Source organism: Bacillus infantis (assembly GCF_008180445.1).
Lineage (GTDB): Bacteria > Bacillota > Bacilli > Bacillales > Cytobacillaceae > Bacillus_AB > Bacillus_AB infantis_B.
Genome location: NZ_VTER01000006.1, coordinates 316,160 through 330,200, shown reverse-complemented (window position 1 = coordinate 330,200; position 14,041 = coordinate 316,160). Strand labels below are relative to the sequence as shown.

15 protein-coding genes and 1 riboswitch are annotated in these 14,041 nt (G+C 47.1%); of the genes, 11 read left to right on the top strand and 4 right to left on the bottom strand.

Annotated elements, in window-relative coordinates; all coding sequences use genetic code 11:
- Positions 1-12 precede the first annotated feature (12 nt).
- A complete protein-coding gene (locus FZD51_RS12980) occupies positions 13-222 on the bottom strand; it encodes a hypothetical protein (protein WP_148975163.1) in 210 nt (69 codons plus the stop codon).
- A gap of 151 nt (positions 223-373) precedes the next feature.
- Here FZD51_RS12980 and FZD51_RS12975 point away from each other — a divergent pair, with 151 nt between their 5' ends.
- The 9 genes from FZD51_RS12975 to FZD51_RS12935 all read left to right on the top strand — a co-directional run bounded on the left by FZD51_RS12975 (position 374) and on the right by FZD51_RS12935 (position 11,631).
- Positions 374-553: an H-type small acid-soluble spore protein gene (locus tag FZD51_RS12975; RefSeq protein ID WP_035402568.1), complete on the top strand. Its 180-nt coding sequence runs from the start codon at positions 374-376 to the stop codon at positions 551-553.
- 83 nt (positions 554-636) lie between these two features.
- A riboswitch (SAM riboswitch) is annotated at positions 637-750 on the top strand.
- Between the two features lie 67 nt (positions 751-817).
- Positions 818-1,966: a methionine biosynthesis PLP-dependent protein gene (locus tag FZD51_RS12970; protein ID WP_420886244.1), complete on the top strand. Its 1,149-nt coding sequence runs from the start codon at positions 818-820 to the stop codon at positions 1,964-1,966.
- Positions 1,963-3,150, top strand: coding sequence for a cystathionine beta-lyase (metC, locus tag FZD51_RS12965; RefSeq protein WP_148975161.1), 1,188 nt, complete (start codon positions 1,963-1,965; stop codon positions 3,148-3,150). Before FZD51_RS12970 ends, metC begins: the two co-directional genes overlap by 4 nt.
- Positions 3,147-5,012 (top strand): bifunctional homocysteine S-methyltransferase/methylenetetrahydrofolate reductase, encoded by a 1,866-nt coding sequence (locus FZD51_RS12960; RefSeq protein WP_148975160.1) that lies wholly within the window; start codon positions 3,147-3,149, stop codon positions 5,010-5,012. The genes metC and FZD51_RS12960 overlap by 4 nt, the downstream gene beginning before the upstream one ends.
- Positions 4,990-8,439 (top strand): methionine synthase, encoded by a 3,450-nt coding sequence (metH, locus tag FZD51_RS12955; protein ID WP_148975159.1) that lies wholly within the window; start codon positions 4,990-4,992, stop codon positions 8,437-8,439. Before FZD51_RS12960 ends, metH begins: the two co-directional genes overlap by 23 nt.
- 200 nt (positions 8,440-8,639) lie before the next feature.
- On the top strand, positions 8,640-9,143 hold the full coding sequence (locus tag FZD51_RS12950; RefSeq protein WP_148975158.1) for a CBO0543 family protein: 504 nt from the start codon (positions 8,640-8,642) through the stop codon (positions 9,141-9,143).
- A gap of 73 nt (positions 9,144-9,216) precedes the next feature.
- The gene (gene pxpB, locus FZD51_RS12945; RefSeq protein WP_148975157.1) at positions 9,217-9,918 is read left to right on the top strand and encodes a 5-oxoprolinase subunit PxpB; all 702 of its coding nucleotides are present in this window, start codon (positions 9,217-9,219) and stop codon (positions 9,916-9,918) included.
- Positions 9,909-10,886, top strand: a complete 978-nt coding sequence (locus tag FZD51_RS12940; protein WP_148975156.1) for a 5-oxoprolinase subunit C family protein — start codon at positions 9,909-9,911, stop codon at positions 10,884-10,886. Before pxpB ends, FZD51_RS12940 begins: the two co-directional genes overlap by 10 nt.
- On the top strand, positions 10,873-11,631 hold the full coding sequence (locus FZD51_RS12935; protein WP_148975155.1) for a LamB/YcsF family protein: 759 nt from the start codon (positions 10,873-10,875) through the stop codon (positions 11,629-11,631). The genes FZD51_RS12940 and FZD51_RS12935 overlap by 14 nt, the downstream gene beginning before the upstream one ends.
- A 20-nt stretch (positions 11,632-11,651) precedes the next feature.
- On the opposite strand, the gene FZD51_RS26605 is transcribed toward FZD51_RS12935, so the two are convergent.
- Positions 11,652-11,786, bottom strand: coding sequence for a hypothetical protein (locus FZD51_RS26605; RefSeq protein WP_262380905.1), 135 nt, complete (start codon positions 11,784-11,786; stop codon positions 11,652-11,654).
- Positions 11,787-12,049: 263 nt separating this feature from the next.
- On the opposite strand from FZD51_RS26605, the gene FZD51_RS12930 reads away from it, so the two are divergent.
- Together FZD51_RS12930 and FZD51_RS12925 are read left to right on the top strand one after the other, a co-directional pair.
- Positions 12,050-12,370 carry an AbrB/MazE/SpoVT family DNA-binding domain-containing protein gene (locus FZD51_RS12930; protein WP_148975154.1) on the top strand — a complete coding sequence of 107 codons (321 nt, stop codon included), beginning with the start codon at positions 12,050-12,052 and terminating at the stop codon, positions 12,368-12,370.
- 132 nt (positions 12,371-12,502) lie between these two features.
- Positions 12,503-12,712: a hypothetical protein gene (locus FZD51_RS12925; RefSeq protein ID WP_148975153.1), complete on the top strand. Its 210-nt coding sequence runs from the start codon at positions 12,503-12,505 to the stop codon at positions 12,710-12,712.
- A gap of 51 nt (positions 12,713-12,763) precedes the next feature.
- On the opposite strand, the gene FZD51_RS12920 is transcribed toward FZD51_RS12925, so the two are convergent.
- Positions 12,764-13,060 (bottom strand): hypothetical protein, encoded by a 297-nt coding sequence (locus FZD51_RS12920; protein WP_009793762.1) that lies wholly within the window; start codon positions 13,058-13,060, stop codon positions 12,764-12,766.
- A 67-nt stretch (positions 13,061-13,127) separates the two neighbouring features.
- The gene (locus tag FZD51_RS12915) at positions 13,128-13,976 is read right to left on the bottom strand and encodes an MBL fold metallo-hydrolase (RefSeq protein ID WP_148975152.1); all 849 of its coding nucleotides are present in this window, start codon (positions 13,974-13,976) and stop codon (positions 13,128-13,130) included.
- Positions 13,977-14,041: the final 65 nt, after the last annotated feature.

Sequence of the window (14,041 nt, the reverse complement as noted above, 5' to 3'; positions counted from 1 at the left end):
TGCAGTCACCAATCATATTCTTTCTATATTAATGCCCAGCTGTTTTGTTTTCCTGCTCTTTATGCTGTGCAGGCATTCTTGTCTTCTGTCCAAAGGAAAGTCATAAGGCCCCTTGACCAGGATGTCCGCATGCTGGAATGGAATATGGCCTGCCTCTTCAATCAGCTCTCCGTTTTGAATGCATTCATACAATAAGCAGCGGCTTTTCATATGTTTTTGCATGGACTCACCTTCACTTTCCTTTTCTTGCTTCTATTCTAAAGCAAAAGAGCTGAATTTTCACAAAAATAAGTTTCCATTTTTTCTTTTCTTCCGCATAAATCCCTCCCGGCTGTACAAAAAATATAACGATACTTTCCAAGGAGGAATGAACATGAATATTGGCAGGGCAAAAGAAATTCTTATGTCTGCTGATCCTATTAAAGTCAGCTATGAAGGTGAATCTGTAATCATACAGCATGTGGATGAAAGGACAAGGACAGCGAGGATTTATTCCAGGGCTGAACCTGAAAAGGAATTGGATGTATCAGTCCTGAATCTGATCGAGGGATAAAGATATATTTTTAAAATATTTCGAAAGTTCATTGACTTTTACTGGTTTAATATTGTAAAGTATAGAAAATTCAATAACTGTATTTCTTATCAAGAGAGGCAGAGGGTATGGCCCTGTGAAGCCTCAGCAACCTTCAATGGATAATATTGAAAAGGTGCTAATTCCTGCAGGTCCTTTATGGGCTTGAAAGATAAGAAGAATGACAAATGCTGCATCCAAAAAGTCTTCTTCTTATAGAAGACTTTTTTTTATTTTCCATGGAGCATGAAAGCATTGTGCAAAAAAGGAGTGAAAGCATTGGTGAAAACAGAAACATTATTGGCGCAGCTTGGCAATCGAAGCGATCAGCATACAGGAACCGTCAACCCTCCGGTTTATTTTTCTACTGCTTACCGGCATGAAGGAATCGGCAAATCCAACGGATATGATTATGTCCGGACGGGAAATCCCACGAGGGAAATCCTTGAGCAGGCAATTGCCAGCCTTGAAGGAGCTGATCAAGGTTATGCCTGCAGCTCGGGCATGAGCGCCATCTCCGCCGTTTTATCTCTATTCCGTACAGGTGATGAGCTGGTAGTGTCAAAGGATCTTTACGGAGGCACCTACAGGCTGCTTGAGCAGAATTTTTCCAAATGGGGGCTTGTTACAAAGTACGCAGACACCTCAGATATCCATGCGGTAAGCAGGCAGATCTCCCCTCATACGAAAGCAATATTTCTGGAAACGCCGACCAACCCGCTCATGCAGCAGGCTGATATTGAGGCTTTGGCGGCACTTGCCCGCCAGCATGGAATCCTGCTGATCGTCGATAATACCTTTTTTACGCCGGTCCTTCAGCAGCCAATCAGGCTGGGAGCCGATATCGTCATACACAGTGCTACAAAATATCTGGGCGGCCATAACGATGTGCTCGCCGGCCTCATCGCTGCAAGAGGAGAAAATTTATGCGCCTCCCTCGCCCTTCATCATAATGCGGCAGGAGCAGTATTAAGCCCATTTGATTCCTGGCTTTTGATGAGAGGGATGAAGACCCTTGCCCTCAGGATGAAGAAACATGAAAGTAATGCTCGTAAACTGGCTGAATACTTGAGCAGCCATGAAAAAGTCGAGGAAGTGCTGTATCCCGGAAAAGGCGGTATGCTCTCATTCAGGATCCGAGAAGAAAAATGGGCTGATCCATTCCTGCAGAAGCTGAACCTTATTACTTTTGCCGAAAGTCTTGGCGGAACTGAAAGCTTCATTACCTACCCTGCCACACAGACCCATGCTGACATTCCGGAAGAGACCCGATTAGCCAGCGGAATCTGCGGCAAGCTCCTGAGATTTTCTGTTGGCATCGAAGATCCGGAAGATTTAATGAATGATTTGGAACAGGCCTTCAGTGCCTGTATGGAAGGGGTGAATGCAAGATGAAGGAAGACTGTTTTCGATTCGAAACAAAGCTATTGCACAATAAACATAAAACAGACCCGGTTACAGGGGCAGTAAGCGTCCCGATTCATCATGCCTCCACCTTTCATCAAAAGAATCTTGAGTCTTTTGGAAAATACGACTACTCAAGAAGCCTAAACCCGACAAGAGAGGCCCTTGAAGAAGTAATTGCCGGACTTGAAGGCGGAACCAGAGGATTTGCTTTTTCTTCCGGTATGGCGGCCATCTCCACTTGCTTTCTTCTTCTTTCCCAGGGAGACCATGTCGTCATATCAGAGGATGTATACGGAGGCACCTACAGGATGATCACCGAGGTCCTTTCGCGCTACGGAATTCATTACACCTTTGCAGATATGACTAATTTAGAAGAAGTAAAAGAGGCTGCCCTCCCACATACAAAACTATTCTATGTTGAAACACCTTCCAATCCCCTCTTGAAGGTTGCCGATATTAAAAGCATTGCTGAGATTGCCAAGGAAAATGATGCTTATACCTTCGTTGATAATACGTTCATGACCCCCCAGCTGCAAAAGCCGCTGGACCTTGGTGCAGATATTGTCCTTCACAGTGCGACGAAATTTATCTCCGGACACAGTGATGTTGTTGCCGGCCTCTGTGCAGTAAAAGATCCTATGCTGGCTGAGAAAGTGGCCTTTCTGCAGAATTCCTTTGGGGCTGTCCTTGGCGTGCAGGATTGCTGGCTTGTGCTGAGGGGTCTGAAAACCCTTCATGTCAGACTGCAGCAGTCAATGAATACAGCACAGAAAATTGCTCTTTTCCTTGAGGATCACCCACTTGTGAAAAAAGTGCATTACCCGGGGCTTGAGAGCCATCCGCAGTATAAGCTGCAGAGGGAACAGGCTGGCGGGCCGGGAGCGGTGCTTTCTTTTGAGCTTGAGGACGAAGATGCGCTGCGTAAATTCACTGATGCTCTGGAGATCCCGGTTTTTGCAGTAAGCCTGGGGGCAGTCGAGTCCATACTCTCCTGGCCTGCCAGGATGTCACATGCTTCCATGCCTTCTTCCGAAAGAAGCAGACGGGGAATATCTGACTCGCTTCTCCGCCTTTCCGCAGGCCTCGAAAATCCGGATGATTTAATACAAGATTTAAGCAGGGCACTTGCTGCTGCAGAGAGAACATGCACTGCAGCGAGGGTAAAACTATGAACCTGCTGGATAAAATGGAAAAAGAGATCATCATAGCAGATGGAGCGATGGGCACCCTCCTCTATTCCTACGGTACAGATTTCTGCTTTGAAGAACTCAATGTATCACAGCCAGAGCACATTCAAAATATCCATCAAGCCTATATTGATGCCGGTGCAACTTTGATTCAGACCAACACATATGCAGCCAATTATCTCAAGCTGCAGCGCTACGGACTGGAGGACCATGTAAAGGAGATAAACAGTGCTGCTGTCGCGGTAGCGAGGAAGGCTGCGGGGAAAAATGCATTTGTTGCGGGAACGATTGGCGGCAGCCGCGGGATCAAACCTCACTCCATATCTATAGAAGAGATAAAAAGAAGCTTCAGGGAGCAGCTCTACTGCCTGCTGATGGAAGGGGTAGATGCGATCCTCCTTGAGACGTATTACGATCTCAAGGAACTGGAAACAGTCCTTTCGATCGCGAGGAAAGAAACAGCCCTCCCTCTCATTGCGCAGGTGTCACTGCAGGAGACTGGTATTATGCAGGATCACACTCCCATAAGGGAAGCACTGTCCAGGCTGGATACGCTCGGGGCGGATATCGTCGGGCTCAATTGCCGGCTCGGCCCCCATCATATGCTGCTGACGCTTGAGGAGGTGCCCCTTCCCCAGAAGGCTTACCTGTCTGCATATCCGAATGCCAGCCTGCCTGCATACACGGATGGAAAATTTCATTACGAAGGCGATGCAGAATATTTCAGGCAGTCTGCCAAAGCTTTCAGGAACCAGGGGGTACGGCTGCTTGGAGGATGCTGCGGCACCACCCCTGCACACATCCGTGCATTTTCGCAGGAATTAGTAGGATCTCCTCCTTTAGAGAAAAAGAAAGTCAGGGAACCAAAGGCTAAAATTAAGATTTTGCCTAAAGAGGCCCAAAGGGATTTTCCCCCGCTCCAGGATTTTGTGAAAGAGAGGCAGTCAGTCATCGTTGAATTGGATCCGCCAAGAAAATTGGATACAGATAAATTTTTCGCCGGGGCCAAGGCTCTGCAAGACGCAGGCATAGACGCAATTACACTTGCCGATAACTCCCTTGCTTCCCCCCGGATCTCAAACGAAGCACTCGGCTATCTGGCAAAGAACCGGCTTGGGCTCCGGCCGCTCATTCATCTGACATGCCGGGACAGGAATGTTATTGGGCTGCAATCACATTTAATGGGACTTCATACACTGGGACTCCATGACATTCTTGCCATTACCGGTGATCCGGCAAGGGTTGGTGATTTTCCCGGCGCCTCCTCGGTATATGATATGTCCTCCTTTGAGCTGATCCAGATGATCAAGCAGCTGAATGAAGGCCGCTCGATTTCAGGCAAGGATCTTGGACAAAAAGCTGCATTTTCTGTTGCTGCTGCCTTTAACCCAAATGTACGCTCTCTTGAGAAGGCAGTTCAGAGGCTCGAAAAAAAGGCGTCTTACGGAGCGGATTATTTTATTACCCAGCCTGTCTTTTCGGAAGAGAAGCTTATGGAAATATATGAAGCTACCAAACATCTGGAACAGCCGATCTATATCGGCCTCATGCCTCTGACAAGCAGCAGGAATGCTGATTTCCTTCATAATGAGGTGCCGGGCATTAAAATATCCGATAAAATCAGGGAACGTATGAATAGCCTGAAAGATGATCCTCTCCTGTCAGTCCGAGAAGGGATCAGCATAAGCAAAGAGCTGATTGATGCAGCAGCAGAGCTGTTCAATGGCATCTATTTAATCACCCCGTTCATGAAGTATGAACTGACAGCGGAGCTTGCGGAATATGCGCGCAGCGAGAAGCTGAAAACAGCCAGGAGGAGCAGGAATGCCAAAGATCTCTCTATCTGAAAGAATGAATAATAAAATCATGATCATGGATGGCGCCATGGGAACGATGCTGCAGAGAGCTGATCTTTCTGCTGAAGATTTTGGCGGCGAACAGTTTGACGGCTGCAATGAATACCTGAATCTTACAGCACCGGGGTTGATTCAGGAAATCCATCTTGCCTATCTTAAAGCTGGTGCCGACATAATTGAAACCAATACTTTCGGTGCCACGAGCATAGTACTTGATGAGTACAGCATTGGAGATAAAGCCTATGAAATCAACAGAACAGCTTCGCTGATTGCCAGGAAAGCGGCTGATCAGATCAGCACTCCTTCCTGGCCGCGTTTTGTTGCCGGATCTATGGGACCTACCACAAAAACACTTAGTGTGACAGGGGGAACAACATTTGAAGAGCTGGCATTGTCATATGAGGAGCAAGCCTGCGGATTAATTGATGGCAAAGCGGACCTGCTCCTTCTTGAGACCAGCCAGGATATGCTCAACGTAAAAGCAGGATACATCGGGATTCAGAATGCCTTCAAAAAAACCGGCATCACTCTCCCCCTTATTGTTTCAGGCACAATCGAACCTATGGGGACGACACTTGCGGGCCAGTCAATTGAAGCTTTCTATATTTCTCTCGAGCATATGAAACCGCTGGCTGTCGGCCTTAATTGCGCTACAGGCCCAGAATTCATGCAGGAGCATATCAGGTCTTTATCTTCCCTTGCTGATGCTGCTGTCAGCTGCTATCCAAACGCCGGGCTGCCTGATGAAGAAGGACGCTACCACGAAACACCTGAATCGCTCGCAGAGAAGCTTGCAGGGTTTGCCTCACAGGGCTGGCTGAACATCGTCGGCGGGTGCTGCGGTACTACACCGGAGCATATCAAGGCTATTGCAGATAAAATGGAACATTTTGCACCGCGTAAAATCTCTGCAGCATCTGCCCATAAAGTATCAGGCATTGAGCCGCTCATCTATGACGACCCGACCCTCCGCCCCATCATGGTCGGCGAGCGGACAAATGTCATAGGATCCAGGAAGTTCAAAAGACTGATTGCCGAGGGGAAGTTTGAAGAAGCTTCAGAAGTCGCGAGGTCACAGGTCAAGAATGGTGCCCATGTTATTGATATATGCCTTGCCGACCCTGATCGGGATGAACTGGAAGACATGGAAAACTTTATAAAAGAAGTGACTAAAAAAGTAAAAGCTCCGATTGTAATAGATTCTACAGATGAGAAAGTTATAGAAAAAGCCCTAATTTACCTGCAGGGTAAATCCGTGATCAACTCTATCAATCTGGAGGATGGCGAAGAAAGATTTGAGGCTATCGCCCCTCTTATACGCCTGTATGGGGCAGCAGTGGTAGTCGGAACCATAGATGAGAAAGGCATGGGAGTGAGTGCAGATAGAAAGCTTGAAATTGCTTCCCGCTCGTATACCCTTCTGGTTGAGAAATATGGAATTCCTCCTGAGGACATCATTTTTGACCCGCTTGTCTTCCCGGTCGGCACAGGTGATGAACAATACATCGGCTCGGCAAGAGCGACTGTTGAGGGCATCACACTGATAAAAGAACGCTTTCCAAGGACACAGACGATTCTTGGCATCAGCAATGTTTCTTTTGGCCTGCCTCCGGTTGGAAGGGAAATCCTTAATTCTGTCTTCCTCTACCACTGTACCCAGGCAGGACTGGACTATGCAATCGTGAATACAGAAAAGCTTGAGCGGTTTGCGAGTATAGCCAGTGAAGAAATTGCTTTGGCAGAAAAGCTGTTATTTGAAACTACAGATGAAACACTGGCACAATTCACAGAATTTTACCGGGGCAAAAAAAAGGAAGAAAAAAGCCTCCTCCCTGATATGAGCCTGGCTGAACGCCTGGCCTACTATATTATAGAAGGAACAAAAGAAGGCCTGCTGGAGGACCTTGAGGCCGCCTTACTCGAGTACAGTTCCCCTCTTGAAATCATCAATGGGCCCCTGATGGATGGAATGAAAGAGGTCGGCCGCCTGTTCAACGACAACCAGCTGATTGTCGCCGAAGTGCTGCAGAGTGCAGAAGTGATGAAGGCCTCTGTTTCCTATCTTGAGCCATTTATGGAAAAAGGCACTTCATCAGGCAAAGGGAAAATCATTCTTGCCACTGTAAAAGGAGATGTTCATGATATAGGCAAAAACCTTGTTGATATCATTCTCAGCAATAATGGCTACAATGTAATCGACCTTGGCATCAAAGTATCGCCTTCTGAGCTAGTTGAAGCAGTAAAAAAGGAAAAGCCCGATATGGTCGGACTTTCTGGCCTGCTTGTTAAATCCGCACAGCAGATGGTCATCACTGCTTCTGATATGAAACAGGCGGGCATTAATATCCCTATTCTCGTCGGCGGAGCTGCTCTATCAAGGAAATTCACAGATACGAAGATATCGAGGGAATACAATGGCCTTGTGATGTATGCCAAAGATGCGATGAATGGATTATCAATAGCCGATCAGCTCAGGGATGAACCGGAATACAACAGGCTCCTTGCCGAGCAAGAGGCAAAGCGGTCCCTCCCCCTCCCTTCTGCTGTTACAGAAAGAAAAACAGGCGCTCTTGCTGCAGTTAAGATGAGGCCTGCAGTACGGTCTGATGTACCGGTTTATGTTCCGCAGGATTTGGAGCGGCATGTCCTAAGAACCTATACACTCGGCCATATTGAGCCTTATATTAACCGGCAGATGCTTTTGGGGCATCATTTGGGGCTTAAGGGCAATATCAGCCGTCTTATGGAGTCAGGTGATGAGAAGGCATTGAAATTGAATGATACTGTAGATTCCCTTATCGTGCAGGCCAAAATGGAGGGCTGGATCCTGCCGGCTGCCGTCTATCAATTTTTTCCGGCTCAATCTGACGGTAATAAGGTGATCATTTTTGATAAGAATGACCACAGCCGGGTATTAGAGACATTCGATTTTCCACGCCAGCATTCTGAACCGTTTTTGTGCCTTGCCGATTATTTGAAGCCTGCTGATGGCGGGGAAATGGATTATGTGGCCTTTTTCTCTGTCACTGCAGGCAATGCCGTAAGGGAGACTGCCAAAACACTTAAAAAGGAAGGCCGCTTTCTTGAAAATCATGCCCTGCAGGCTCTGGCGCTTGAAACGGCAGAAGGCTTTGCTGAACTTGTACACAGGCAAATACGAGACCGCTGGGGCTTCCCGGATCCTGTAGACTTTACTATGAAAGAGAGGTTTTCAGCAAAATATCAGGGGCAGCGATTTTCATTCGGCTATCCCGCCTGCCCGGAGCTTGAAGATCAGCGGAAGCTTTTTGATCTGATCAGGCCGGAGGAAATTGGCATAGACCTGACAGAAGGTTTCATGATGGAGCCGGAAGCTTCGGTTTCAGCCATGGTTTTTGCCCATCCGGAAGCACGCTATTTTAATGTATTGAAAAATTGATATGGAGGCCTGCCAGTGACGGCAGGCTTTTTCGCTGTGCAGGCATTTTTTTAATTTTAAGTCTTGTGGTAAATTATCAATGCTTGATTGACATTAAGCAGGTGCGCCTTCTGTATTTTTTTGTAAATACAATTGGCGGGATGTATTTTTTTACAAAAAAAGTAAATTCTATAATGATATCTCCTATTGAGGTGCAGAAAATGAATATTACTTTATCCATTATCCTGGCTGTTTGCGCCGGCTATTTGAAAGCATGGAAAAACTGGCGAGTCTTTCACCCTACCATGCTTTATACCTCTGTATTGGTGCTATTGTACAATTTTATCTGCAAAGATCACCTTTTATGGAAGCACAAAAGCATACCATTAGAATCACATTTTGCTGGCGAGCTGTTTCATGCATTCGCCATACTTCCGACCATAACAGTATTATACTTGACATTCTATCCGGAGAAGCATGGCCGGCTTCGGTATATTATCCTTTGGAGTGTCCTTTCCTTTGCAGCTGAATTCCCCTTTGCTGCAACAGGGATGATTGTTTTTGAGAATGGCTATCAATATTGGATGGAGCTTCTTTTTTACCCGGTGATGTACATCATGATCAGGCTTCATCATATTCGGCCATTAGTGTCCTACGGCCTGTCAGCTGTGATCATCCTTTTGATGGTCTGGCTTTTTAAAGTGCCGGTCCAGCTTGCCTTTTAAATCAGGTGGCTATCTTGTACAATAGTCAGTATACTTGTTTGTTTCTGACTACTTAGAGAAAGCTGGTGCAAATATGCATTATCATACATATGCTGCAGGCGACAGCTGCATCATCCTTGAATTTGGCAGCAGCATCGACCCGGGAAGCAATCAAAAGGTCAGGAAAGCGGCTTCCCTTTTATCCAAAAAACCTTTCAGGGGCATGATTGAATGCGTTCCTGCCTTTCATACACTGGCTGTTCATTATGATCCGTATGCCGTCGGAACCTTATCTCCCTTTGAAGCAGCCTCATCCTTGATTGCTGAAATGCTTGCAGAGAAAATACAATTGGATGTCCAATCTCCGCGGCTCTTGGATATCCCCGTCTGCTATGAAGGAGCCCACGCCCCGGACCTGGCTTTTGTAGCCCGTTCAAATGGATTATCAGAGAAAGAAGTTATAGAGATACATAGTAACAGAGACTATGAGATTTACTTTCTTGGCTTCTCACCCGGCTTCCCTTTCCTGGGCGGGATGGATCAGCGCATAGCGGCTCCGCGCAAAACTTCCCCAAGATTGAAGATTCCCTCCGGCTCGGTGGGCATTGCCGGCAGCCAGACTGGGATATATCCTTCGGAAACCCCTGGAGGCTGGCAGATTATCGGAAGAACACCGTTAACGTTATTCGATCCTGAAAGGGAAGAACCCAGCTATCTAAAGCCCGGAGACCGTTTACGTTTCATTCCAGTAACAGAAGCAGAATTTCAGTCAGGGGGCGGCAGCCTATGGGAATAAAAGTACTGAAGCCGGGACTGATGACAACTGTCCAGGATGCAGGCAGGAAAGGATACCAAAATCTGGGCGTATCGCCTTCAGGTGCGATGGATCTTTTCTCTTACACACTTGCCAATCTGGCAGCAGGCAATTTCAATGATGAAGCAGCTCTTGAAATTACCTTGATTGGACCCCGGCTGCTCTTCGAAAAGGATATCATCTTCAGCTTCTTTGGAGCTGAAACAGAAGCAAAGCTGAACGGCAGCAATATTCAATGCGGAAAGCCGATCGCTGCGAAAAAAGGAGATGTTCTTTCTTTTGGCAGGATGAAGGCTGGGTGCCGTACATATCTGGCCTTCCATGGCGGCATATTGGTGCCTCGCCAGATGGGAAGCAGGAGCACATATCTGAAAGCAGGATTCGGCGGCCTGGATGGCAGGACATTAGAAAAGAACGATGTCCTTCCCCTCAGACAAACCTTCTGCATATTCAGCAGAATCTGGAGCTTATCCCCCTCGCTTGCCTCTTATCTTCATCAGGATAAGATCAGGGTGATGCCCGGCAGGCAGTCCGAATGGTTTTCTTCTGATGCTATAAAACAATTTTCAGAACAGGAATTTACGATTTCGGCAAATTCTGACAGGATGGGATACAGGCTGAAGGGCCCTTCACTAGCAAAGGCAAGGGAAATTGAAATGATTACTGAACCAGTATCATTTGGAACAGTGCAAGTGCCTGCTGACGGCAATCCGATCATTCTCATGGCTGAAAGGCAGACAACAGGCGGGTACCCGAAAATCGCTCAAGTCCTGTCGGCAGACCTTCCAATCCTGGCACAGAAAAAACCGGGAGAGAAGATCAGGTTTGCGCCTGCCTCCTTGGCTGAGGCACAACTGGCACATTTGGAACAAGTAAAATCAATAAGATCCCTTACAAAAATCATGAAAGAAAAATGGCAGAAAGAGGTGCATATAGATGAAGAAAATTGACTTGAACTGTGATCTTGGTGAAAGCTTTGGAAGCTTCAAGATTGGATCCGATGAGGAAATCATGGCATATATCACATCCGCGAATATTGCCTGCGGGTTCCATGCCGGAGATCCAGGGACAATGCGCAGAACAGTGAAGCTTGCCCTTCAGCATGGGACTGCCATTGGTGCACACCCGGGTTTGCCTGACCTCCAGGGCTTTGGCCGCAGAAAAATAGAAATTAGTCCGGAAGAAGCCTTCGATCTTGTCCTGTATCAAATTGGCGCACTGTCAGCTTTTGTGAAATCAGAAGGCGGAAGGCTCAGCCATGTAAAGCCGCATGGCGCTCTCTATAATATGTGTGCGGGAGATAAACGGCTTGCAGAGGCGGTAGCAAGGGCTGTCCAGAGTGTGGACGAGGAACTCGTGCTTTTTGGGCTCCATAACAGCGAAAGCATCAGGGCAGCGGAAAGGGTCGGGATCAGAGCTGCGCAAGAGGTGTTTGCGGACAGAAGATATGAAGATGACGGAACGCTGGTTTCGAGATCAAGCAGAGATGCCCTGATCACTGCTGCGGAAGAAGCAGTCGGCCAGGTGCTGAGAATGGTCCTCGAAAACAAAACCCTCAGCCGGAACGGTAATGAGATTATAATCAAAGCAGACACCATATGCCTCCACGGCGATGGTCCACATGCGCTCGAGTTTGCGGCGACGCTTCATGCCGCCTTAAAGGGCAGAGACATTGAGGTTGCTTCATTCAGATAAAAAAGGGGGTGTCCCCCCCTTTACCTTTCAGCCCTCTGCTCTTCCCTATTCCTTTCTTCTTCTTCATCAACAAGAATATAAGCAATCTGCTCTTCCATTACATGATGGAGGGCATCAAGCTCCTCCTCGCTCATCAGCTTCTTTTCATCCTTCATATTTCTTCCTCCTTTTCGATAGGCATATGACAGGCTGCAGCCCTTTTCTACTTTCTCCTTATATATCCCTCATTAAACTTAAGCTGAAACTCTCATCCTTTTCTTATTCTTCCAGATAACGAAGCTCCGTTATTAAAAATGTCCCTTTTTCCCCCTCCTATGCAATATGAGGTTTTCTTCGCTCCTTCATGTGCTATGTAGTAAGTAAGCTCGAAAACGTTATCCAGCAGAGAGCCAGTAAAAAAAATCGGGGAAGTGTTAAGATGCAAAGCGTCTATAAATGCAAAAATTTTACTAAGACCGGAAAAGTCCTTCTTCCAAGTCCCTGGAGAAAAAAGTTCGACCTTCTTCCCGGCCGGCTTGCCGACCTGGAGTTTGAAGATGAAGACAAGAAGATCTTAATCAGAAAAGCAGATCCGAAGAGTACTGAAAATAAACGGCTTGTTTCTGATAATGGATCCATCCATATTCCAATGGAGCTGAGAAATCTGCTGGACCTGAAGGATCAGGAGGAATACTGCCTCTTCATTGATGAACAGGCCAAGCAATTCATTTTGCAGATCATGCCGGACAAGACGGGTTAGCCCACTTTTATCCCGGAAAACAATGTAGGCAGCACCTGCATCAGGTCTGAAGCAATCTGTTTTTCTATTTTCCACCGCTTTCCTGGATAGCGCATTCCTGCCGGCAGCAACCTAAGAGCAGGAGGTGGAACCATGGACCCCATTAAGCCGGGCAGTGAAAAAATGCCAGATTTCAGGGAGCTGGATGACAGGCTCATTGCAGAGCATTCTTCAGAGCCTTTCCTCGTCATCAAAACCAATTTGGATCCTGAGAACTCAACAATAGAAAATCCTTATTACAAAGAGGAAAAACTGACAGACCGGATTGCCTTCGAGAGTTATTTTGATGAAGAGCAGGAGTAAGAAAAGCCCTGGATGACCAGGGCTTTTCTGCTTTTACAGCTTCAAAGCCTGTCAGTAATATTCATAGCCGCAGCTGCCATGGTCCCCATACAGCATGGAGATCATCTTTTCTGAATCTTCTTCTGATACCTGCCTGTAATCATGGGCAAAAGCCTTGAATGTGTCGCAGAATCCTACATTATTTTCGCCTACACTCTCAGCCCAGCTGGAAAAATTACGGTAATCCTCAAGCGGATCATAAGATTCAAATTCGGCCACTTTATCATTGGATCCCAGTGTGGTGACTTCAATTCCTTTATAAGAATTGGGATCATGTTCTTCATACTTCACGCATGCATAGAAAATCATGCTGTCCAGCCCCTTTTTAATCTCTAGTTTGGGCCGGGCAGGATATTTTATGCACAAAAAGGTCTTGTCAGCTGTTCCCGTCGACATATTTGCCATGGTCCGGTACAGCCAGATCGCCAAAATGATCGGCAAGCCTCTGCAGGCCCTCTGCCAATTCCGGGCCTGACATCGGACGGCCATGCCCTGTTCCAGCCGCGGAAGGGTTCAAAGCAGCCAGTTTGATGACAGATGCTTCTGCGGCCTTCCAGTCGGTAGTCAGGTAACGGGGCGGCCCGTTCACCTCTTCTTCCTGGACAAGGACTTTATAAAGGGAATCCTGCCTCACCGTCACAAAAGCATCACCGGCAATGAGCAGGCTGTCGTCTTCCCTGAACAGGGACACATGGCCAGGGGAATGCCCTGGTGTATGGATCCATTTCCAGCCCGGCAATGCAGGAACAGAACCATCAGAAGGGAGCGGATGGATATATTCACTAATATCAATCCCTTCATGCGGAAACAGCGGTGACATCTTGGCAATCATCCCTCCCTCGACACTGCTATCAGGCTTAGGATAATCTTTCTCCCCTGTCAGATATGGAAGCTCAAGCTCATGAGCATACACTGGCACTTTCCAGGTTTTAAGCAGTCCGATTATCCCTCCAATATGATCGAAATGCCCATGGGTCAGGACGATTGCTTTTGGTGCAGCTCCCACGCCATAGAGATCTTCTGCTGCTTCAATGATTTTTTCAGCTGATTTTGGCATGCCGGCATCAATCAGCACCCAGTCATCTGAGCCATCGCTGAGCTCAGCATAAAAGACATTAACAATTTGAATCGGCAGGCAATGGACGTCAGGGGTGATATTTTTCATATCTCCGCTTGTTGCAGAAGCAACCGGGAGAAAACGGTTGGATGATGAACTTTCTTTCATGGAATCAGCTCCTCTGCTAGTCTGCCTATCTTTACCCTTTTGAAGCCGCATTAGTCGCTCATGCG